The organism is Henriciella barbarensis (genome assembly GCF_003576345.1).
In the GTDB taxonomy this organism is placed as follows: Bacteria; Pseudomonadota; Alphaproteobacteria; order Caulobacterales; family Hyphomonadaceae; genus Henriciella; species Henriciella barbarensis.
In genome coordinates, this window is record NZ_QWGB01000005.1 from 479740 (window position 1) to 501580 (window position 21841).

Genomic DNA, 21841 nt, shown 5'->3' on the forward strand with positions numbered 1-21841 from the left:
TGGCAAGCCCCCTTGCCCGGAGGCACGCCACGCACCAGAGTGGCGCGCAAAGCCTAGACGTGAGGGAGGGCCGGAATGACCAAGAAGATCCTGCTTGGGGTGGGCGTTACCTTTTTGGCGCTTATTGCTGTTCTTGTCGTGCGCACGCTGAACTATGGCGGTGTGCCGGACACGGTGCAGCAGGTCGAACTGTCAGAACCACCGGCGATTTCAGCTGACACAGCTGCGCAGCACCTCTCAGAGGCCATCCAGTTTCGTACAATCACACTATCATCAGGCGACCCACGCCCAGGCCAGGAAGGCCCCTGGCTGGAGCTGCAATCGTGGCTGGAAGCGACCTATCCTGCATTCCATGCCGCCGCATCGAAAGAGACTGTCCCCGGCGGCTATACCGTTCTCTATACATGGGAAGGGTCCGACCCTGCCCTCGATCCGCTTCTGCTGATGGCGCACCAGGATGTTGTTCCGGTCAATATCGGTACCGAGGGCGACTGGACCGGTGCCCCCTTCGCCGGCGAGATCGTAGACGGTTACATCTATGGCCGCGGCGCAATGGACGACAAAGGCTCGCTCGTCGCCATCATGGAAGGGCTGGATGCGCTGGCTCGCGACGGTTTCGAGCCGCAACGCACGATCATCGTCCAGCTGGGCCATGATGAGGAAGTTTCCGGCTCTGGCGCAGAGGCTGGCATCGCCCTCCTGAAAGGGCGCGGTGTCTCCCCTGTCATGGCGCTGGATGAAGGTTTCATGGTGGTTCAGGACAATCCAGTGACTGGCGGCACGCTGGGCCTGATCGGTGTCGCGGAGAAAGGCTATGTCACGGTCCAGATCACGGTCACGGCGGAAGGCGGGCACTCATCCGCGCCGCCACGCGACAGCGCCACAGTTCGGCTGTCGCGGGCGCTGATCGCGCTTGATGAGAACCAGATGGAAGCCGACCTGTCTGCCTCGCCGACCTCCGACATGATGCAGGTGGTTGCCGGTGAAATGGGCTTCGTCCAGCGGATGGCGCTCGCTAACCAGTGGCTGCTTGGCGGTATGGTCGAGAGCGGGTTCGCAGCCTCCCCGCAAGGCAATGCGATGATCCGCACGACGACCGCGCCGACGATGCTGTCAGGCTCTGCCAAGGAAAACGTTCTGGCCCAGCGGGCAACTGCGATCGTCAACTTTCGCGTCCACCCGAACAATACGGTTGAAGATATTCTGGACCATATCGGGGAGGTGACCTCGGACATTGAGGGTATTGAATACGCACCGGTCGCTGGTGGTATTGGCAGTGAAGCCTCTGGCGTCAGCGCGACAGACAACAGGGCTTATGGCGTGCTGCACGCTGTAGCGACCGAAGTCGGTGGCGGCGCACCTGTCACCCCCGCCCTCGTCATCGGCGCGACCGATGCGCGCTATGCCAGCGCCATCACGGACAGTGTCTACCGGTTTGCACCGAGCATTGTCGGTCCAGCAGACCTTGCAGGTTTCCACGGCACGAATGAGCGCCTCAGCGTGGAGAATATGGGGCATCTCTCGCGCAGCTATGCGCAGATCGTGCTGGCTATGGATAAACCGGACGCAGGCGAGTAGTCAGCGCGAATCCTCATCTGAGGCATCTGCGCTCTCTTCTTCCAGTTCGGCCGCTTCGATACGCGCGACGCGCCTTTCCAGTGCCTGTTCGCGCCGTTCCTGTTTGGCCGCTTCACGCTCTCTGATCTCATCGGAGAAGGCGCTCGCGAACACGCCTGCTGGCAGGGCCACCATGCCGATTCCGGCGATCGCAATGACGGATGCAAAGACCCGGCCCAGCGGCGTGATCGGATAGACATCGCCATAGCCGACAGTCGTCAGGGTCGCGATGGCCCACCAGATGGCGCGAGGAATAGACGCAAAGTTTTCCTGCTGCTCCCCACCGACGCCTTCGACGAAATAGAGCAACACAGCCGAAATATAGACAAGCGCCATCGCCATGGCGAGCGTCGTGAATAGTTGCTGCCCGGCCCGAGAGAGCGTTGCGCCCAACACATCGAACGCCGGGATGAAGCGGGAGATCTTGGCAAGGCGCGCCAGTCGCAGCACACGTAGCACCATTACGATCTGCGCGCTGGCATCGTCCGGGGCAAGAAGTATCCAGAGAAGCTCTGGCAGGAAAGCTACAAGGTCGGCCAGTGCATAACCTGAGAAGACATAGCGCACGCGCCCGCGAACACCGCGATATTCGGGGTTCTCTCCGGCTACCCAGAGCCGGAGAAGGTATTCCAGCGCAAAGATGACGATGATTGCGACGTTGAACACGTCAATGGCACGCATCCAAGCGTCGCCCATTGCGGGCTCTGTTTCCAGCGCAAGCGCAAGGAAGCTAAGCAGGACAAGAATGATGATGAACAGGTTGAAAGGCGACAGGCCTGTCTTCTCACGAGCCGTCGGTTCCATCTGCGTATAGAGCCGTTTGCGCAGACCCATCTGCGTCATAATGTGATGCATCGCCATGCTCGCCCGCCCCCGGTATCCACCCGACGAGCTTAAGCGTGAACTGGCTATCCTCGCAACACGCCGCCGGTGGCCTTAGCGACGTTGGCGATGACGGCTTCGGCGATCTTGTCGATCTCCTTGTCCTTCAGCGTTTCGCCTTCGGGCTGGATCGTGACTTCGATGGCAACCGATTTCTTGCCCGGATCGATACCCTTACCCTGATAGACATCGAATACATCGACACCCGTGATGAGTTTCTTGTCACCTGCGCGGGCCTGGCGGACAATGTCGCCAGCTGGAACGCTCTCATCTACAACGAAAGCGAAATCGCGGCGGATTGGAGTGAGATCAGCGCGTTTCAGGACAGGACGTGTCTTGGTGGCTTTTGCCTTCATCATCGGCAGGGCGTTTAGATTCAGCTCAAAGCCATAGACGGGGCCGTCGACATCCAACGCCTTCAGGACACGAGGATGCAATGCGCCGAAGTGCGCGATGGTGACTTTCGGCCCAAGCTTCAGGCAGGCGGATTGGCCGGGATGCCAGTGATCCTGCCGCGGTGCTTCGATCTGAAAGCGCTCCGGCGGCTGGGCAAGCTCTGCCAGAAGGGCGAAGAGGTCAGCCTTGGCAGCAACGGCGTCATAAGGCGCTTGTGCGCCGCTCCAGTGACGGGCTGTCACGGGACGCACGAGGGCCGCAACGACGTTACGTTGATCCTTGGGGCCATCCCCAAGATAGACCGGACCAGCTTCGAACAGGCGCAACTCGCGCTCGCCGCGATCGGCGCCGCGTTGGGCGGCCACGGCGAGGTTTGCCAGAATGCTGGGGCGCATCTGATTGAGCTCGCTTGCGACGGGGTTCGAAAGGGTCAGCGCATCGCTTCCGCCGCCGAACAGCTTGGCATGCGCCTTCGGCATGAACGACCAGGTCACCGTTTCCAGGAAGCCGCGAGCCGCCATGACACGCCGAGCCGCACGGATGCGGGCCTGCGTCGGCGTGATGAGCGCCTTGCGGCCGCCTTCAGGCAGAGGCAGCGACTGGGTCGGAAGCTTGTCGTATCCGTTCAGGCGCGCGACTTCTTCAACGATGTCTGCGGACTGCTCGATATCAAAACGCCAGCTTGGCACGGAGAGGTACCAGGCTTCGCCCGTATCCTCGAGACCGAAGCCGAGATCCTTCAGCATCTTCTTGAGGTCGGCTGATTTGATCTCCAGTCCCGTCAGGCGAGCGACATCGCGCTTGTCAAACAGGACCTTGGCATGCGGGGCCGGTGGCTGGCCGGCAACGCGGCTTACCGAAACCTCACCGCCGCCATACTCCTTGATGAGCATGAGCGCGAAGTTGAGGCCATCGACGCAGCTTTGCGGATCCACGCCGCGCTCGAAGCGGTAGCGGGCATCGGAAATGATGCCAGTGTCGCGTCCGGTGCGGGCTGTGCGAAGCGGGTCGAACCAGGCGCTTTCAATGAACACATCGGTTGTCTCGGCGCTGACCGCAGTAGACTGGCCGCCCATGACACCGCCGAGACCAATCGGGCCGCTATCGTCAGCGATAACGCACATCTCGGTGCCGATCTCATAGGTCTTGCCATCAATGGCTTCCAGCTTCTCACCTTCGCGGCCGAGACGAGCGACAACAGCGCCCTTCAGCTTCGCGGCGTCATAAGCGTGCAAGGGACGCGCCCGATCGAACGAGATGTAGTTGGTGATATCGACGAGTAGCGAGCGCGGCGTAATACCGAGCGCTTTCAGACGCTGCTGCATCCATTCCGGAGACGGCCCATTGGTGACACCACGCACGAGTGCACCGGCGAAGACCGGGCAGGCCTGCGGGGCTTCAAGCTGGATATCAACGGGGCAATCAAAGCTGCCTTCGACCTTCTTGATCGGGTTTTCGAGAAACCGCCCGGCCCCGGCTGCGGCAAGGTCGCGTGCGATGCCCTGCACACCGAGCCAGTCTGGCCGGTTCGGAGTGACTTCGAAGTCGATGATCTTGTCGGTCAGGCCAAGCGCCTCGGCAGCGGGGGTGCCGACCTTCCAGTCACCTTTCAGGTCCGCGATGCCGTCATGGTCCTCGCCGGCCTCAATCTCCTTGGTGGAGCAGAGCATGCCGTGGCTTTCGATGCCGCGGATCTTGCGTGGCTTCTTGTCGAGCGCGAAGTCGAGACCGGGAATATAGGTACCAAGTGGGGCATAGATCGCCGTCATACCGGCGCGGGCATTCGGCGCCCCGCAGACGATCTGCTTGGTGCCGTCTTTTGTTTCTACTGTGCAGACACGCAAGCGATCCGCATCCGGGTGCGGCTCTGCGGCTGTCACATGGGCGACAGTGAACTCAGCGAGTTTTTCAGCCGGGTCCTCAACATGCTCCACCTCGAGGCCAGCTTTCAGCATGGTGGCGAGAATATCTTCAAGCGGCGCCTTGGTCGCGAGATAATCCTGCAACCATGAGAGTGTGAACTTCATCGTTTATTCCACTTCCGGGGTCGGTTCGGTTTGAGGGGCGCGCACGTCGTCCGCGAGATCCTCGAAAATATCTTCTTCGCTGCGTTGGCAGCGTTTGACTGGCTCAGCGCGGCTCATGCTGACGCCCATACCAAGACCGCGCGCCGTCCAGCAGCGGTCGAAGACAGAGCAGTAGCAGATTTCCACATCTAGCTCGCTCCACGCCGCAGCGGCAGCGTTACGTTGTTCAAGCGTCACTTTCCCCCGCGGCCAGTCGACACGCAGGGGTACAATGGTGTCACCGGGCGCGACGGCCCGTCCGATCAGGCTTGACCAGGACTGCTGATAGCCGGGCGGGAAGGTGTCGGCATACGGTGTCAGGTCCTCGACCGTTTCGCCGTCCTTCAGCATCTCGACCCGCTCAATCAAGGCCGGGCCGACGCCGCTATTGGTGAGTCGGATACCCATCGCAGACGTAGAGGGTGTCTCCGAGACGAAGCCCTCAATCTGAACGACGGGGAAAACGGCGCCATGCTGTTGGGCGCGCATAACGCGGCCCTGGTCCCAGGCAATGAAGACGGCAATCGCGCTGGTGATTACCGCGCAGACCGCAATCAGCATCTCTGCCTTGTTGCCGTTACCCATGGTTTGTCCCGCCTTCTAGCTCAGACCGCCGGAGACGCTGGGCGTTGCCCAAGGGCGGAAGCCGTAATGGCGACTCCAGCCTGCATCGGCTTCAAAATAGGGACGAAGGTCCGGCATGCCGTATTTGAGCATGGCGAGCCTGTCGACACCCATACCGAAGGCGAAGCCCTGATATTCGTTCGGGTCAATACCGCAATTGCGCAGCACGTTCGGGTGGACCATGCCGGAGCCGAGGATCTCCATCCAGCTATCCCCCGCGCCGATCTCGATCGAGTCGCCAACCTTGGTGTATTTGACGTCCATCTCAGCCGATGGCTCCGTGAACGGGAAGAAGTGCGGACGGAACCTCGCCTCGACATTATCGACTTCGAAGAACTCACGGACGAAATCGATCAGGCATCCCTTTAGGTGGCCCATATGGATGTTCTTCTCGATCACGAGGCCTTCGACCTGGTGGAACATCGGCGTGTGGGTGGCGTCCCAATCATTTCGGTAGACACGGCCCGGCACGAGGATACGGATCGGCGGCTTCTGAGCCTCCATCACCCGCACCTGAACAGGGCTGGTGTGGGTACGAAGAACTTTTGGCGCGGCGCCTTCCTGCGGATCGAAGAAGAAAGTGTCGTGCGTCTCACGCGCCGGGTGGCCTTCAGGGAAGTTCAGCGCGGTGAAATTGTGCCAGTCATCTTCAATGTCCGGGCCTTCTGCGACAGAGAATCCCATATCGCCGAAGATGGCGGCGATCTCTTCGAAGACCTGCATGACGGGGTGCAGCTTGCCTTCTGGCGTTGTCAGTGGCGGCAGGGTCATGTCGATGCGCTCTGTCTGGAGTTTCTTCTCCAGCTCGGCATCTTCAAGTGTCGCCTTGCGCGCCTCGACGGCGTCGGCGACGCGGTTGCGCAGGCCGTTAAGCTTGGGCCCCATGTCCTGACGCTCTTCAGGGCTCATGCCACCGAGCGTCTTCATCAGGCCGGAAATGCGGCCCTTCTTGCCAAGCTCGGCCACGCGCACGGCGTCGAGCGCGGCAAGATCATTGGCTGCTTCAATCGCGCCCAGCGCTTCTGTTTCGATCTTGTCAGTGTCGGACATGTCTCAGCTCCGGTCCTCTGGGGAATTCGCTGCGACTTCCTTATCAAGCCATTTCGCCATGACCAGACGCGGTGTGTCTGCATATCCCGCTTTGTTGTAGAATTCACGCACCGAGTCGTTCGATGGTCGGATCATAAGCTGGATTTTGCGCACGCCGCGATCCTGTGCCCACGTTTCCGCCTGCGAGATCAGGAACTGCGCAATCCCTTGTCTCTGGAACGGTGGTGACACAGCGAGATAGTAGATCCAGCCGCGATGGCCATCATCGGCGACCATAACGCTGCCAGCCAACTGGCCGCCGCATTCAGCAATTAAAATCGTCGAAGAAGGTGCCTCAATTGCCCGCATAAAATCGGACAGAGGAGGATTGTAAGCTGCAACGAGACCGCAGGCTTCCCATAGTGCAACGACAGCCGACCCATCGGCCGACAATGCGGGCCGAAGGGCGGGCTGTTCAGTCATTGTAGCTTACGCCAGCGCGCCCTTGGCCTTCTCCACCAGTGCGCCAAAAGCTTCTGGTTCGTGTACGGCAAGGTCAGCCATGACCTTGCGGTCGACTTCGATGCCAGCCTTGGTGAGGCCATCGATGAAGCGCGAATAGGTCAGCTCTTCGTCGTGAACGCGAACAGCCGCGTTGATGCGCTGGATCCAGAGCGAACGGAAGGTGCGTTTCTTCTGCTTACGGCCGATATAGGCATACTGGCCAGCTTTCCAGACAGCGGCGTTGGCCGTGCGGAAAGTATTCTTGCGGCGACCATAGTAACCTTTGGCGGCCTTGATAATCTTCTTGTGGCGGGCGTGTGCCGGCACTTTGTTACGTGAACGGGGCATCTGGGCCTCCTGCTAGTTCAAAAACGGTTCGAGTTCGAGCTGCTTCCGGCTCAATTGCCCCAAGGGGCCGTGGCCGGAATGACGGGGTTTAAAGTCCGTAGGGCAGGTACTTCTTGACGCGATGCTCATCAGCCTTGGCAACCGGCTTGGTGCCGCGGTTCTGGCGGATGTACTTTGCGTTGTGGCTGATCAGGCGGTGACGCTTGCCGGCGACGCCGTGCTTGAGCTTGCCTGTGGCCGTGAACTTGAACCGCTTCGCAGCGGCCTTCTTGGTCTTCATCTTCGGCATTTCGATCTCCTGTCGGGACGCGCTGGGCGACCACTAGCTAGTCGTTCATGAGCCCGCAGGCATGCCGTTTTGGCCCGCAGTGCTCGAAAGAGGGCGCTTATGACGGAAAGGCGCGCCTAAATCAAGGCGCGCCCTGTCCAATCAAACGCGATTTTATCAGTTGATAGCCAGCGTCTTAGCGGGGCGCCATCACCATGGTCATCTGACGACCTTCAAGCTTGGGCTCAAGCTCAACCTTGGCGATCTCATCGAACTCTTCCTTGACCTTCTGAAGGAGCTCCATGCCGAGATACTGGTGGGCCATTTCGCGGCCACGAAAGCGCAAGGTAACTTTTACCTTGTCGCCTTCTTCAAAGAAGCGCGTCATCGAGCGGGTTTTCACTTCATAGTCGTGAACGTCGATGTTCGGACGCATCTTGATTTCTTTGAGCTCAGCCGACTTCTGCTTCTTCTTGGCAGCAGCCTTCTTCTTCTGCTCTTCGTAGCGGAGCTTACCATAGTCGATGATCTTGCAGACCGGGACTTCCTGGTTAGGCGACACTTCCACAAGATCGAGGCCAGCCTCAGAGGCCGCATCCAGTGCAGCCATGAGAGGCATTACACCCTGCTTTTCGCCTTCTTCGTCGATCAGCAGAACTTTCTCTGCCTTGATGTCCCGATTTATGCGCGGCCCTGTGTTTCTTTTGGATGGCGGTGCCGCATGCGGTCTACGTGCTATGGCTCTTCTCCTTTGAGCAAATTAAAGCGAACTGGAATATGCCGATTTTCGGCAGGATTTTCAAGTTTGCGCGACTTTATCGCGGCCTGGAATTGCACCCAGCATCTGAACGGCCTGCCAGACGTCACGCACACTAAGCTCATCAAGCGTCGGTGCCTGGCAGATAATCATCTGCGCGCCGCGCGGTGCCGCCTTTGCAGGATCACTCTCACTGGTTGCAAAAAGGGCAACGCCCGGACAGCGGGAAAGTGCCGCCATATGCATCGGACCGGTGTCATTGCCGACAGCAAATAGCGCCTGATCTGCGAGCGTCACAATCTGGAAAAGGCTGGTCCGGTTGACGAGGTTCTTGGTGCGCGGCTCTGCCTGGCAGATCGTCTGCGCAATCTCGGCTTCGGCTTTCGAACCGATCAGTACAGGCGTGACACCTGCTTCGGCGATACGTGAGGCGAGCGCCGCGTAGCGTTCCGGCGGCCAGCGCTTGGCGCTGCGGTGACTGGAAGCGCCAGGGATGATCAGCGCATAGGGCCCATAGATCGAGAAGTATTCTGGCAGGAGCGACGGTGAGTCGCCGAGCGCCCTGCGTACGAAGGACATGTCAGGCATGGGCGGCCATTCGCCCCCTGTCGTCTCAGGCCCCAGACCTGCAATTTCCAGCTGTGCGCCAAACCTGTCGATGCTGTGCATGCGCTCGCGGTCCGCGCCTTTGTGCTCAAACGATGCGCCAGACGCGTGCCCGGACCAGAGGGGCGGCGTGCGCATCGGCATATTGAGCGCCTTGAAATAGTTTGCCGTACGCCCGGAGGTCTGGAGGTCGTAGACGATGTCGTATTTCTGGTCTCGAATACGTTTGAGAAGTGCGCGTGTTGCTTTCAACCCGTCGGGGCGGCCATCGGTTTCGATTTTCTGGAAGAAGCCGGTCGCCTTCGCCAGTCCTTCATAAGGCGGCGTCGTCAGGAGCGTGAGGCTCGCCTTGGGGTGAGCCGCGCGGATAGCGCGCATGGCACCAAGCGCCAGAACGAAATCGCCCAGCGCACTAAGTTTGATGACGAGGACGCGCCTGGCTTTCTCTCCAGGATTGGCGCTTCTGCTCAATTCAACTGCTCCTCACGCGTTTCGAAGACGCGTTTGTAAACCGACAGGGTCGCGGCTTGCAGACCCCGTTTCGAAAACCGCTCACGCACGTGGGCACGGCCGGCCGCCCCAATCGCGTTTCGTTCTGTCATGTCCAATGCAAGGAGTGCGCCGATTGCGGTCGCCAGTGACGCAGGGTTACCCGGCTCAACCCGAAGTCCAGTACGCCGGTCTTCGACGATCTCTCGCTGCCCGCCATGATCTGCTGCAATTACAGGCTTACCCATAGCAGAGGCCTCAGCTGCAACCCGCCCAAACGCTTCGGGGCGCGTGGAGGGCGCAAGGACAATATCGGACGCAGCGTACGCGGCCGCCATGTCATCAGTATGACCGACAATGCGCACGGCATGCCCAAGGCCATAGGTCTCGATCGCGTGTTCAAGCTCTCCCTGATACTTGTCACGCCCCTGCGCGTCCCCGGCGAGGATCAGTATCGTGCCCGCCCGCAAGCTTTCGTCAAGTTTCGAAAATGCTTCGATGGCCACAAGCTGGCCTTTCCAGCTCGTCAGCCGGCCGGGCAAGAGGAGGATAGTCGGATTTGCCGCCTCGATCCGCCAGTTCTGGCGGATTGCATTGATCCGGTCGGAAGCGACTGCCGCCTCATCGAAGAAATCGAAATCCACGCCGCGCGGGATGGTAACGAGACGCTCACTTGGTGTGCCGTGGACAGACTGAACGTGATCAGCGGTCCAACCGGAATTCGCGATCACGACATCACCGCGCGCCATTACAGAATTGTAGACTTTCTTCAGAGCCGATTTGCCGGAATAGGCCCCATGATAGGTTGTTACGAAGGCTCTGCCCGTGCGGCGCGCCGCCCAGAGCGCGCTCCAAGCCGGGGCCCGCGAACGCGCATGCACAAGGTCTATGCCGCAAGCCTCGACAAGACCTGCCAGTTTGCCTGCATTGGCAAATATAGTGAGCGGGTTCTTTGTGGTGAGACCAAGGGACACATGTTCACCGCCTGCCGCCTCCAGCGCGCTGACCAACCGGCCACCTTCACTCGCGACGATAGCGCGGCCGCCGGCTTCGATAATTGCTTCCGCGACTTCCAGCGTCGTGCGTTCAGCGCCGCCAGCCGACATCTCCGGGATCACCTGAAGTATGGTCTTGCCGCCAAGGTCTGGCAGCGCCGTCTCTTTCATGCGTACATTATCTTTCGCTCGCACCAATTGCGGCCGGAATACAGCAGCCTTCACGCCGCTCTAGCGCGTAAGCGAGGCATTCGCCAAGGGACTTGGTTGACAATACCTGCAGCGCGCGCAAGGCCTTCGGGCCATGACCACACAGTATTTCGAAACGCCGCAACATCGTCGCATCGCCTTCCGTCGCAGCCGCGGAGCCTCAGGTCTCACCTATGTCTGGCTGTCAGGGTTCAAGTCGGACATGCTGGGCGGAAAAGTCACTGAGCTGGAAAAGTGGTCCAAGGCACAAGGTCACGGCTTTCTGGCGTTTGACTATTCCGGCCATGGCCAGTCAGGCGGTGCCTTCGAAGACGGAACGATCAGCGCTTGGCGCGAAGACGCGCTGGCCGCAATCACGGCGCAGACAGAAGGCAACCTCATCCTTGTTGGCTCCAGCATGGGAGGGTGGATGGCACTGCTATCCATGATGGCGCTGCCGGAACGGGTTAAGGGGCTTGTGCTCATCGCGCCGGCACCGGACTTTACTGAAAAGCTGATGTGGCCAGAGTTTTCTCGCGAAGCGCAGGCTGAGATCACCGAAACGGGCATGCACCTTCGCCCGTCAGACTATGGTGATCCCTACCCGATTACCCGCGCCCTTATTGAGGACGGTAAGACGTGGTCTATCCTCGACAAGCCAATCAGTTTTGATGGACCTGTGCGCATCCTGCAGGGAATGCAGGATCCGGACGTACCCTGGAAACACGCCGAACGACTGGTGACCGCGATGACGAGCGAAGACCTTGTCTTTCACCTCATCAAGGATGGCGATCACCGCCTGTCGCGCCCGCAGGATATTGCGCGACTGAAGGCGACCTGTGGTGAAATCGCTGAGGTCGTCCGCACCAGCGCCTAGTTCGGGCGCTGGCCGTCCTCACCGGTCATACCATCCCAGAACTTCTTGACGCGGCCGAGAAAGCCTTCGCTTTCGGGGTTGCAGTCAGCGCCTGAGCATTCGCAGAACTCACGCAGCAGCTCTTTCTGGCGCGCAGAAAGGTTACGCGGGGTTTCGACAATCATCTCGACGAAGAGGTCACCGCCATGACCTGAGCCACGAAGCGATGGCATGCCTTTGCCGCGAAGGCGAAGCTTGCGGCCAGTCTGTGCGCCTTCCGGCACCGTGACACGGGCACGTCCGCCATCAATGGTCGGGATCTCGATCTCGCCGCCTAGCGCAGCTGTCACCATCGGCACAGGGGCCGGGCAGTAGAGGTTCGGCCCATCGCGCTCAAAGATGTCATGCTCTGAAACGTCGATGAAGATGTAGAGGTCACCCTTTGGCCCGCCATTCATGCCAGGCTCACCCTCGCCGGCCAGTCGAATGCGCATGCCACTTTCAACACCGGCGGGAATCTTGACCTGAAGGGTACGGTCCTCGCGCACCTGACCGGCCCCGCCGCAGGTTTTACACGGGTTCGGAATAACCTTGCCACGGCCTGAACAGCGCGCGCAGGTGCGCTCCATCGTGAAGAAGCCCTGCTGGGCGCGCACGCGGCCCGCACCTTGGCAGGTCGGACAGGTTTCCGGGCTGGTGCCAGGCTCTGCGCCGCTGCCATCGCAGGCGTCACAATCGACCGCTGTCGGCAGGGTTATCTCGGTGTCCTTGCCGGTGAACGCATCCTCAAGCGCAATTTCCAGATCATAACGAAGATCATTGCCGCGCGCCGGTCCATTGCGACGACGACCACCGCCGCCAAAACCGCCACCGAAGACCTGGCTGAAGATATTCTCGAAAATATCGCCCGGATCGCCCTGACCGAACGGGTTGCCGCCGCCCGGGCCTGCACCGCCGCCCTCGAAGGCTGCATGACCAAACCGGTCATAGGCCGCGCGTTTTTCCGGGTCGGAAAGAATGGCATAGGCTTCGCCGACTTCCTTGAACTTTGCCTCTGCGGCGTCATCGCCGGGGTTCTGGTCAGGGTGGTATTTCAGCGCAAGCTTGCGATAGGCGCTTTTGAGCGCCTTGGCGTCGACGTCTTTGGAGACGCCCAATACTTCGTAATAATCCTGTTTACTCATGTCAGGCGATCAACTGGTTTCTCTGTCTGGCATTGCGGGACAGGTGGGCGCGGTGCGCACGCTGCGCAAGACCTGCCCTGCGCGCGCACCTGATTCACTGCAATCGGGCTCACTAGACCGCCTGAAGCTTTGGCTGCTTACTGCCGAGAATGCGGTCAGCAACCTCCTTCGGAACGATGAAGTGGGTCTGCTCAAGTGTCTTGTCCCAGTTCTCAAGCAGCTCCTTCGCACGCTTTGAACCAGTCCGTTCGGCATGCATCTCCAGCAGCGTCTGATAGCGCCCGATATGCTCTTCCGACATGTCTGCAAGCGGATACCAGTCGATGGAGTCCGGATTGGCGACACGGGCGAAGATGTTTTTCGGATCCCATATCCAGGCCATGCCGCCTGTCATGCCGGCGCCAAAATTGTCACCAACAGGTCCGAGGATCGCAACGCGGCCGCCCGTCATATACTCACAGCCATTGGCGCCGCAGCCTTCGACAACCGCCTCTGCACCGGAGTTACGGACAGCGAAGCGAACGCCTGCCTGGCCAGCCGCAAAGAGGCGCCCATTGGTAGCCCCATAGAGGCAAGTATTACCAATAATGGTGTTTTCGGAGGCTTCGAGCTGGGCATCGCGGCGTGGGCGAAGCTGTATGGTCGCGCCTGAAAGCCCCTTGCCGACATAGTCATTGGCGTCGCCATAGACATCGAGCAGGAGGCCTTGAACCGAGAAGGCACCGAGCGACTGGCCCGCACTCCCCGTCAGACGGATACGCAGGCGCCCTTCGGGCAGGGCACGCTCACCAAACTTGCGGACAATGGCCGACGAACTGCGCGCGCCGATAGAACGCTGCACGTTCTGCACGTCATATTCGAGCTGCATCTTCTCGCCGCGGGTGAAGAAGGGCTCTCCGTCGCGAAGGATTTGCGCATCGAGCGTTTCGACGACTTCAGTGCGATAGTTCGGGCGGTAGACAACCGGCTTGTTTGTCTCGACTTTCACCAGGAGTGGGTTGAGGTCGAGGTCATCAAGGTGTGAGGCACCTCGGCTGACCTGCGCCAGAAGATCGGTGCGCCCCACAGCCTCATCAAGCGAGGAGAGCCCAAGGCTTGCAAGGATGTGGCGAACATCTTCGGCGAGGAAAGACATCAGGTTCACGACCTTTTCGGCCGTGCCCGTGAACTTCTTGCGAAGCGCTTCATCCTGGACGCAGACGCCGACCGGGCAGGTATTGGAATGGCACTGGCGCACCATGATACAGCCCATGGCCACGAGCGATGCTGTGCCGATACCGTATTCTTCGGCACCCAGCATCGCCGCAATAACAATGTCGCGGCCTGTCCGGAGGCCGCCATCAGTCCGCAAAGTTACCTTGTCGCGCAGATTGTTGAGCGAGAGCACCTGATGGGCTTCTGCCAGGCCCATTTCCCAAGGCAGGCCGGCATATTTGATCGAGGTCTGCGGGCTTGCCCCCGTCCCGCCAACACCGCCCGCGATCAGGATCACATCAGCCTTGGCTTTCGCAACACCTGCGGCAACCGTGCCGACACCGGATTGCGCCACGAGTTTCACGCAAACGCGGCATTCAGGATTGATCTGCTTCAGGTCATAGATGAGCTGGGCAAGGTCTTCGATCGAATAGATATCGTGATGCGGCGGCGGCGAGATGAGCGTCACACCCGGTGTGGCATGGCGGTTCTTTGCGATCAGCTCTGTGACCTTGAAGCCAGGCAGCTGACCGCCCTCGCCGGGCTTTGCACCCTGCGCGATCTTGATCTCGATTTCGCGGCACTCATTGAGGTATTCTGCGGTCACACCAAAGCGGCCAGAAGCGACCTGTTTGACGGCCGAGTTCATATTGTCGCCATTTGGCAGCGGACGGTAGCGCTCGCGGATTTCACCGCCTTCACCGGACACGGACTTTGCACCGATCCGGTTCATGGCGACATTGAGTGTGCCGTGTGCCTCTGGTGAAAGAGCGCCGAGCGACATCCCAGGGGTCACGAACCGCTTGCGGATCTCGTTGACGGACTGGACCTGCTCCAGCGGGATCGAGGTCTGACTGAGTGTCTTGAAGTCGATCAGGTCACGCAGCTGGATCGGTGCGCGGCCGCTCAGGGCATCCACATAGCGCTCATAGAGCGCATAGTCGCCTCGGTCGCAGGCGGCCTGCAGCATGTGAATGAGATTGCCATCAAGGGCATGGGGCTCTCCCGATGCGCGGAGGCGATAGAAACCACCGACCGGAAGCGAGATGACGTCTTCGTCAAAAGCCAGCTCGTGGCGCTCGACAGCGTTATCCTCAAGCCCAGCCAGACCGATACCCGAGATACGGCTGGTCATGCCCGGGAAGTAATCCGCCACGAGGGCGCGTGATAGGCCAAGCGCCTCAAAGTTGTAACCACCACGGTAAGACGAGATCACCGAGATGCCCATCTTGGACATGATCTTCAAAAGACCTGCCTCGATCGCCTTCTTGTAGTTCTGAACGTAATATCTGAGCGGCTCATCGCCGAGCAGACCACGCGCGTGGCGGTCAGCAATGGCTTCCTGAGCGAGATAGGCGTTGACGCAGGTTGCGCCGACGCCGACCAGAACCGCAAAATAATGCGTGTCGAGACATTCAGCAGACCGCACGGTGATCGAGCAGAATGTACGAAGGCCCTGGCTGACAAGGTGGCTGTGAACCGCACCCGTGGCGAGGATCATCGGGATTGCGACATTCTCCGGGTTCTGGTTCTCGTCGGAGAGGACAATGTGCTCACGCCCCGCACGCACGGCCTCTTCGGCTTCGCGCTGAATGCGCGACAGGGCGTCTTTCAGGGCACGGCCGTCGTGTTTCACGTCGGAGAACGCGAAAGTGCAGTCGATATGCTCCACGCCGTCGTCGAGGATGCTCATGAGCCTGTCATACATGCCCGTCGACAGGAACGGACTTTCCAGAACGAAGACGTTCTGTTGGGTCTCGTCGGTTGTGAGGATGTTGCCGAGGTTCTTGAACCTTGTCTTCAGCGACATGACGCGGTCTTCGCGCAGCGGATCGACCGGTGGGTTGGTCACCTGGCTGAAACTCTGGCGAAAGAAATGTGACAGTGGGCGGCATTCCTGTGAGAGGACCGCCACAGGCGTGTCGTCGCCCATCGAACCAATGGCTTCCTTGCCATCCTCTGCCATGGGGGCGAGGATGAGTTCAGAAGACTCCAGCGTGAAACCTGCCACCATCTGCCGGCGAAGCAATGCTTCCTTGTCGAAGAGGCGCGGTTCCTCGCCGTTCATGATATCGACTTCGAGTTCCTTCACGCTTTTCAGCCAGTCCGAATACGGGTGCTCGGCAGCGAGCTGGCCGACGATCTCATCATGCTCGTAGAAACGGCCTTCTTCGAGATTGGCAGCGATCATGCCGCCAGCGCGCACATGGCCGCGGCGAACGACATCATGGCCGGAGAGCGGACACATGCCCGTCTCGGAGCCAACCGCGAGTATGCCATCAGATGTCAGCGCATAGCGGAGCGGGCGAAGGCCGTTACGGTCGAGACCAGCGACAGCCCAGCGGCCATCATAGGCACAGACAGCGGCAGGCCCGTCCCATGGCTCCATCACCGAGTTACAATAGGCGTAGAGCGCAGCGTGCTCATCAGGAATGATCGATGCACGCTTTGACCAGGCCTCCGGAATGAGAAGCGCCTTGGTCATGGGCGCCGTCCGGCCTGCCTTGCAGAGAATTTCAAACACTGAATCGAGCGCGCCGGAATCAGACGAGCCCTTCGGCACGACGGGCTTAACATCCTCGACATCGTCACCGAAAGCGCCAGAAACCATCTTGATCTCGTGACTCTTCATCCAGTTAAGGTTGCCGCGCAGCGTGTTGATCTCACCATTATGGGCAAGCATCCGGAATGGCTGCGCCAGTTCCCAGCGTGGGAAAGTGTTGGTCGAATAGCGCTGGTGATAGATGGCGATTGGCGAAACGAAACGCTCATCCTTCAAGTCGAGGAAGAAATTGTCGATGTCCTGAGCGAGAAACATGCCTTTATAGATCAGAGACTTGTGGCTGAGCGAGCAGATGTAGAAGCTTGGAATACCGGCTTCGCGTGCCTTACGCTCAATCCGGCGGCGGCAGAGATAAAGTGCGCGCTCCAACTCATCGGAGGTGCGGCCGCGGCTGTCACGGAACATGACCTGCTCGATTTCAGGGCGGGTGTCGGCTGCCTTCTGGCCTATGACCGAGATGTCCACCGGAGGCTGGCGCCAGCCATAGATATAAAAGCCGAAATGCAGGATTTCGGTTTCCACGATGGCGCGTGCTGCTTCCTGATTACCAAGATCGGTTCGCGGCAGGAATATCTGACCAACGCAGATCGGGTCATCGGTCGGATGATGACCGGTGCGCTCTGCCTGCTCGCGGAAGAAGTCCTGTGGGACCTCGATACGGATGCCAGCGCCGTCACCGGTCTTACCATCTGCATCGACGGCGCCGCGGTGCCAGACATTCTTGAGCGCCTTGATGCCCATCTCGACGATCTCGCGCTTTGGCTTGCCGTCGAGAGAGGCGACGAGACCGACGCCGCAGGCATCTTTCTCGAACTCTTCATCATAGGCATGCGCCTCGATAAGCTTCTGGCGTTCTTTGAGGTATTTTTCGATCGTGTCGGTCATGTCGGTATCCCTGGAAGGGTTTGTCTTGGAGCGCTGTCGGTCAGGCCGGTCTATTCAGCGGCGACGGGGGCAGCGGATGCGGTGCGGGCCATCTGTTTCATGCGCTTGTGCATGCTCTCGGCTGCGTCGCGCCCATCCTTGATAGCCCAGACGACGAGCGAGGCCCCGCGAACGATATCGCCGGCAGCGAACACACCCGGCAGGCTCGTTTCAAGCGTGGCGAAATCAACCTTGATGGCGCCCCAGCGGTTCACGGTCAGCGCAGGCTCATTGAACAGGTGCGGCAGGTCTTCAGGGTCAAAGCCAAGCGCCTTGATGACCATGTCGGCTTCGATGTCGAAAGTCCCACCGGTCTTTTCCGGGGACTGGCGGCCGGACGGGTCCGGTGCGCCGAGCTTCATACGCGCGGCGCGCACGGCTTGCAGCTTTCCGCCTTCGTCGTCGATCAGCGCTTCAGGAGACGCGAGCCATTCAAAGACGACGCCCTCTTCCTCGGCATTGGCGACCTCGCGCTGCGAGCCCGGCATATTGGCGCGGTCACGGCGATAGAGACAGGAAACAGATGTCGCGCCCTGACGAATGGCTGTGCGCACACAGTCCATAGCCGTGTCGCCGCCGCCAATGACGACAACCTTGCGGCCTTTCGCGTCGAGCGTGCCATTCTCGAATTCAGGCACGTCATCGCCGAGGCCCTTACGGTTTGACGTGGTCAGGAAGTCGAGCGCCTTGTGGACGCCTTCGCAACCTGCTCCGGGCACCATCAGGTCGCGCGCCTTGTAGACACCCGTCGCGATCAGAAGCGTGTCATGTTCGTCGCGAAGGTCTGACAGCTTGTGGGTCTCGCCGATGGAAGCGTTGAACTCAAAGCGTACGCCGCTTTCCTCAAGCCGTTTGATGCGCCGCTCTACAATGTGCTTCTCAAGCTTGAAGCCCGGAATGCCATAGACGAGCAGGCCGCCGCCGCGGTCATAACGGTCATAGACGGTGACCTGGTAGCCCTTGCGGCGAAGCTGTTCAGCAGCCGCGAGGCCACCAGGCCCTGCCCCGATGATACCGGCAGATTGTTCACGCTCGCGCGGAGGCTTGATCGGGGTCACATAGCCCTGCTCCCACGCATTGTCGGTGATGTAACGTTCCATCGCGCCAATGGTGACCGTGCCGTGGCCGGACTGCTCAACGGTGCAGATACCTTCGCAGAGGCGGTCCTGAGGGCAGATGCGTCCGCAGATTTCGGGCATGTTGTTGGTAGCAGAGGAGACCTGATAAGCTTCCTCCATACGATCCTCGGCAGCAAGCTTCAGCCAGTCAGGAATGTCGTTGGAAAGTGGGCAGCCCTGCTGGCAGAATGGCACGCCGCACTGCGAGCAGCGCGCCGCCTGATCTTCAGCAACGGTCTGGGCGTAATCACCATAGATCTCCTGGAAATCGCTGCGGCGTGCTTCAGCCGCGCGTTTTTCCGGCATGGTCGGGTTGATCGACGTGAATTTCAGCATCCGACTGGCCATGGTGCCCATCCTCTTTTCGTGCAAGTTTGTGCCCTATCGGTGCTTTTCAGCAGCTTTACAAGGCAGATTCACCTATCGCATATCAACGCGATATATTTTATTTGATTTGATCATCAATATAGCGCCGAAATTTGGAAATGGCAAATTCAATGCATATCGAGTTGATATGTTTCATGCGGAGGTGCGTTTGCGAAAAAAGCATGACATAGGTCTGAGCGTTATTGGACTGCCGGGACTAGAACTATGTCGCTTCTCCAGCTTGTTATCATTTCTATCGTGCAGGGCATATCGGAATGGCTTCCGATCTCATCGTCTGCACACGTTCTGCTGACCGCAAACATCTTCGGCGTCTCGGGCGAAGACGAGCTGATGGTGAACGCCATGGCCCACCTCGGCACGTTATTCGCGCTGTTCGCTTTTTTCTGGAGAGACACTGGCCGCGTCGTCAAAGGCAGCTTCGAACTTGTCGGTATTGGCCGGGAACACGGACGCCTGACGGATGGCGGCAAGCTTGCCCTGCTCATCCTCGTGGCAACACCACCGGCACTCCTGGCCGGGCTTGCGCATGAATTCGTCCCCGGTCTCGACATGCTTCGTAGCGCCTATGTTATTGCGGGCACGACGATTGTCTTTGGCCTGCTCCTCTGGTGGGCCGACGTGAAAGGTCCTCGCCACCGCACCGAAGCCGACATGTCACTTCGCGACGGCGTGCTGATCGGCCTTGCGCAGGCGCTGGCCATGATCCCGGGCGTCAGCCGTTCAGGCGTCACGATGACAGCGGCGCGCGCCCTCGGCCTATCGCGGACGGAGGCGGCTCGCTTTGGTATGCTATGTGGTGCGCCAGTCCTGTTGATAGCGGGAAGCTATGCCTGCCTGAAGCTCGCCACCGCCGATGCGGGCGAAGTCACGGTGCCGCTCTCTGATGGCATGATCGTGGCGGGTCTCAGCTTCGCGACGGCGTTTGCGTCCATCTGGACGCTCATGGCGCTCCTCAATCGGATGAGCTTCCTGCCCTTCGTGATCTACCGCATGCTGCTCGGCATCGCCGTTCTCGCGGCGATCCCGCTCATCGGGCTCTGATCGGCAAAATCTCGCTCTTGATCACTGCCAAATGCGTGTCCGGACACGAAAACTCTGGTGCCGGGACGGCTTTGTGGTTTCTATCAGGCCTGTAGCCTTGAAGCATGGAGCGGCCGCTAGACACAGTCAGGCCGAGTTCGATGAAGCAGCAACGCGAAAAGAAATCAGAGACACTGGAAGTCCGTCTACCTCATTCCAAGAAGGAAGCCTTCAAGGCCGCCTGCGAGGCAGAGGGAATAACGGCAAGCCATGCGGTGCGCACTTTCATTGACGCCTATCTGCGACGCTCGCGGCAGATGAAAGCCAAACGTATCGCAAAGGATATCTCCATGACCCTCATCCGCAATCCACTGAAAACCACAGGCGGTCTCGCAGCAGCCGCGACGGCAATTGTCGGCTTTTTCAGCCTCGCCCTTCCGAGCGTCGCTGACACTGACGTTCAGCCAATTGCTCCACCAACACCGTCATATCCGATCGAGCTTAGTCAGCAGGGTGTAAGCGCCAAATGCAAGTCGACTTTCAATGTTTCAAAAGAAGGGTTTGTCGAAACCGGTATTGAGGTGGATTGCACACATCCCGGCTTCGTAGAAGTCACACGCAAGGCGATTCAGTCGCTTCGCTTCGAACCGAGAGTTGTCGACGGTGAGCCTGTACGAATGACAGGCATCGTCTATCCGATCGAGTATCGCATAGAGCCAGGAATCGAAGAAATATCAGGCCCGGAAGCACCGAATTAGGCTTGGGCTCAAATATGGGCGAAGCGGCTTACGCTTCGCCCTTCTGGTGGAATTCGCCATAGGCACGGTAACGCCACAGATAGGTCGGCACGATCGCTTCGATGCTTTCAATCTCGTTCACGCCAAGGTCTTTTAATGTCAGCGCATTTTCAGCGACGACATTGTCGGTCTTCAGCATATCGACCTGGTCGCCCGTGATCGGCGGCGGGCCGAGAACTGTGTGGAGAGGCAGGAACGGGATCTTCCAGATTGCGCCGAAGGTCAGCCCCATCGGCTTGGCGACGAAGTATGGCAGCGGCAGCGCATAGCGCTTGCGGTCGATCGTCTCGCCGATGAAGTCGTAAAGCTCATTGAAGGTGTAGATGCTCGGGCCGCCGAGTTCATAGGTCTTGCCCTGAACATCATCGCGGCTCACGGCAGCCGCGATGGCTTCGGCGACATCGCCCGCATAGACCGGCTGGAGCTTCGTCTTGCCACCGCCGATGGCCGGCAGGAACGGCGCAACGTTTGAAACAGGATGGGCTGCCATACCGGCGAACTTGTTGAAGAAATCATCTTCCGGCCCGAACACGATGGACGGGCGCAGGATCACCGCCTTAGGGATCGCGTTACGCACGGCCTGTTCGGCCAGCGCCTTGGTGCGGGCATAGTCAGACTCTGAATTCTCATTGGCACCAATCGCGGACATCTGGACGAAGCGCTTGATGCCTGCGGCGGCTGCGCATTCAGCCACGGTCTGCGCACCGCCAAGCTGGGCGGACTCAAAGCTCTGCTGACCTTTTTCATAAAGGATGCCAACGAGGTTTACGACAGCGTCAGCCCCTTCTATGGCGCGCTCGACGGAAAGACGGTTGCGGACGTTAGCCTGAGCGATATCGATCCAGCCCGGAGGGCCCGCAAGACGAACATCGCCAGCAAGGTGCGGACGGCGCACGGCGATGCGGACACGGTAGCCTGCCTCGACAAGGGCGCGGGCCGCGTAGTGGCCGATAAAACCGGAACCGCCAAAAAGAGTAACAAGACCTGTCGACATGAGCGCTGAACCTCTATTCCGCAGCCTGCTTGAA

General features: G+C 59.8%; 18 protein-coding genes. 4 read left to right on the forward strand and 14 right to left on the reverse strand.

Annotated elements, in window-relative coordinates; genetic code table 11:
• The first annotated feature begins 75 nt into the window (after nt 1-75).
• Nucleotides 76-1578, forward strand: coding sequence for a M20 family peptidase (locus D1224_RS05255; protein WP_119378860.1), 1503 nt, complete (start codon nt 76-78; stop codon nt 1576-1578).
• On the opposite strand, the gene D1224_RS05260 is transcribed toward D1224_RS05255, so the two are convergent.
• The 10 genes from D1224_RS05260 to D1224_RS05305 form a co-directional block, all read right to left on the reverse strand.
• Nucleotides 1579-2478: an ion transporter gene (locus D1224_RS05260; protein WP_233350405.1), complete on the reverse strand. Its 900-nt coding sequence runs from the start codon at nt 2476-2478 to the stop codon at nt 1579-1581.
• 47 nt (nt 2479-2525) lie between these two features.
• Entirely contained in the window at nt 2526-4922 is a 2397-nt protein-coding gene (gene pheT / locus D1224_RS05265; RefSeq protein WP_119378862.1) for a phenylalanine--tRNA ligase subunit beta, read from the reverse strand.
• Nucleotides 4923-4925: 3 nt separating this feature from the next.
• Nucleotides 4926-5546, reverse strand: a complete 621-nt coding sequence (locus D1224_RS05270) for a hypothetical protein (protein WP_119378863.1) — start codon at nt 5544-5546, stop codon at nt 4926-4928.
• 15 nt (nt 5547-5561) lie between these two features.
• Nucleotides 5562-6635 (reverse strand): phenylalanine--tRNA ligase subunit alpha, encoded by a 1074-nt coding sequence (gene pheS / locus D1224_RS05275; protein ID WP_119378864.1) that lies wholly within the window; start codon nt 6633-6635, stop codon nt 5562-5564.
• Nucleotides 6636-6638: 3 nt separating this feature from the next.
• Nucleotides 6639-7097: a GNAT family acetyltransferase gene (locus D1224_RS05280; RefSeq protein WP_119378865.1), complete on the reverse strand. Its 459-nt coding sequence runs from the start codon at nt 7095-7097 to the stop codon at nt 6639-6641.
• A gap of 6 nt (nt 7098-7103) precedes the next feature.
• Complete coding sequence (rplT, locus tag D1224_RS05285) at nt 7104-7466, reverse strand: 50S ribosomal protein L20 (protein WP_119378866.1); 363 nt, start codon at nt 7464-7466, stop codon at nt 7104-7106.
• An 88-nt stretch (nt 7467-7554) separates the two neighbouring features.
• Nucleotides 7555-7755, reverse strand: a complete 201-nt coding sequence (gene rpmI, locus D1224_RS05290) for a 50S ribosomal protein L35 (RefSeq protein WP_119378867.1) — start codon at nt 7753-7755, stop codon at nt 7555-7557.
• 175 nt (nt 7756-7930) lie between these two features.
• Nucleotides 7931-8473, reverse strand: a complete 543-nt coding sequence (gene infC, locus D1224_RS05295) for a translation initiation factor IF-3 (RefSeq protein ID WP_119378868.1) — start codon at nt 8471-8473, stop codon at nt 7931-7933.
• 60 nt (nt 8474-8533) lie between these two features.
• Complete coding sequence (locus D1224_RS05300; protein WP_119378869.1) at nt 8534-9568, reverse strand: glycosyltransferase family 9 protein; 1035 nt, start codon at nt 9566-9568, stop codon at nt 8534-8536.
• Nucleotides 9565-10752: a glycosyltransferase family 4 protein gene (locus D1224_RS05305; RefSeq protein WP_119378870.1), complete on the reverse strand. Its 1188-nt coding sequence runs from the start codon at nt 10750-10752 to the stop codon at nt 9565-9567. Before D1224_RS05305 ends, D1224_RS05300 begins: the two co-directional genes overlap by 4 nt.
• A gap of 133 nt (nt 10753-10885) precedes the next feature.
• Between D1224_RS05305 and D1224_RS05310 the strand changes: the two genes are divergently transcribed.
• A complete protein-coding gene (locus D1224_RS05310) occupies nt 10886-11647 on the forward strand; it encodes an alpha/beta fold hydrolase (protein WP_119378871.1) in 762 nt (253 codons plus the stop codon).
• Here D1224_RS05310 and dnaJ read toward each other — a convergent pair.
• From dnaJ to D1224_RS05325, 3 genes are all read right to left on the reverse strand, one after another.
• The gene (dnaJ, locus tag D1224_RS05315) at nt 11644-12810 is read right to left on the reverse strand and encodes a molecular chaperone DnaJ (RefSeq protein WP_119378872.1); all 1167 of its coding nucleotides are present in this window, start codon (nt 12808-12810) and stop codon (nt 11644-11646) included. The two genes, D1224_RS05310 and dnaJ, sit on opposite strands and share 4 nt — an antisense overlap.
• A 112-nt stretch (nt 12811-12922) precedes the next feature.
• Nucleotides 12923-17452 carry a glutamate synthase large subunit gene (gene gltB / locus D1224_RS05320; protein WP_119378873.1) on the reverse strand — a complete coding sequence of 1510 codons (4530 nt, stop codon included), beginning with the start codon at nt 17450-17452 and terminating at the stop codon, nt 12923-12925.
• 50 nt (nt 17453-17502) lie between these two features.
• A complete protein-coding gene (locus tag D1224_RS05325; RefSeq protein WP_119379902.1) occupies nt 17503-18957 on the reverse strand; it encodes an NAD(P)-dependent oxidoreductase in 1455 nt (484 codons plus the stop codon).
• A gap of 243 nt (nt 18958-19200) precedes the next feature.
• On the opposite strand from D1224_RS05325, the gene D1224_RS05330 reads away from it, so the two are divergent.
• Together D1224_RS05330 and D1224_RS05335 are read left to right on the forward strand one after the other, a co-directional pair.
• Entirely contained in the window at nt 19201-20037 is an 837-nt protein-coding gene (locus tag D1224_RS05330) for an undecaprenyl-diphosphate phosphatase (RefSeq protein WP_119378874.1), read from the forward strand.
• Between the two features lie 140 nt (nt 20038-20177).
• The gene (locus tag D1224_RS05335) at nt 20178-20774 is read left to right on the forward strand and encodes an energy transducer TonB (protein ID WP_147372333.1); all 597 of its coding nucleotides are present in this window, start codon (nt 20178-20180) and stop codon (nt 20772-20774) included.
• Nucleotides 20775-20802: 28 nt separating this feature from the next.
• Here D1224_RS05335 and D1224_RS05340 read toward each other — a convergent pair whose 3' ends face one another.
• Nucleotides 20803-21807: a complex I NDUFA9 subunit family protein gene (locus tag D1224_RS05340; RefSeq protein ID WP_119378876.1), complete on the reverse strand. Its 1005-nt coding sequence runs from the start codon at nt 21805-21807 to the stop codon at nt 20803-20805.
• Nucleotides 21808-21841 lie beyond the last annotated feature (34 nt).

Coding starts and splice junctions, on each gene's coding strand:
- D1224_RS05255 (WP_119378860.1), top strand. CDS start 76: ATGACCAAGAAGATCCTGCTTGGGGTGGGCGTTACCTTTTTGGCGCTT.
- D1224_RS05260 (WP_233350405.1), bottom strand. CDS start 2,478: ATGGCGATGCATCACATTATGACGCAGATGGGTCTGCGCAAACGGCTC.
- pheT (WP_119378862.1), bottom strand. CDS start 4,922: ATGAAGTTCACACTCTCATGGTTGCAGGATTATCTCGCGACCAAGGCG.
- D1224_RS05270 (WP_119378863.1), bottom strand. CDS start 5,546: ATGGGTAACGGCAACAAGGCAGAGATGCTGATTGCGGTCTGCGCGGTA.
- pheS (WP_119378864.1), bottom strand. CDS start 6,635: ATGTCCGACACTGACAAGATCGAAACAGAAGCGCTGGGCGCGATTGAA.
- D1224_RS05280 (WP_119378865.1), bottom strand. CDS start 7,097: ATGACTGAACAGCCCGCCCTTCGGCCCGCATTGTCGGCCGATGGGTCG.
- rplT (WP_119378866.1), bottom strand. CDS start 7,466: ATGCCCCGTTCACGTAACAAAGTGCCGGCACACGCCCGCCACAAGAAG.
- rpmI (WP_119378867.1), bottom strand. CDS start 7,755: ATGCCGAAGATGAAGACCAAGAAGGCCGCTGCGAAGCGGTTCAAGTTC.
- D1224_RS05305 (WP_119378870.1), bottom strand. CDS start 10,752: ATGAAAGAGACGGCGCTGCCAGACCTTGGCGGCAAGACCATACTTCAG.
- D1224_RS05310 (WP_119378871.1), top strand. CDS start 10,886: ATGACCACACAGTATTTCGAAACGCCGCAACATCGTCGCATCGCCTTC.
- dnaJ (WP_119378872.1), bottom strand. CDS start 12,810: ATGAGTAAACAGGATTATTACGAAGTATTGGGCGTCTCCAAAGACGTC.
- gltB (WP_119378873.1), bottom strand. CDS start 17,452: ATGACCGACACGATCGAAAAATACCTCAAAGAACGCCAGAAGCTTATC.
- D1224_RS05325 (WP_119379902.1), bottom strand. CDS start 18,957: ATGGCCAGTCGGATGCTGAAATTCACGTCGATCAACCCGACCATGCCG.
- D1224_RS05330 (WP_119378874.1), top strand. CDS start 19,201: ATGTCGCTTCTCCAGCTTGTTATCATTTCTATCGTGCAGGGCATATCG.
- D1224_RS05335 (WP_147372333.1), top strand. CDS start 20,178: ATGAAGCAGCAACGCGAAAAGAAATCAGAGACACTGGAAGTCCGTCTA.
- D1224_RS05340 (WP_119378876.1), bottom strand. CDS start 21,807: ATGTCGACAGGTCTTGTTACTCTTTTTGGCGGTTCCGGTTTTATCGGC.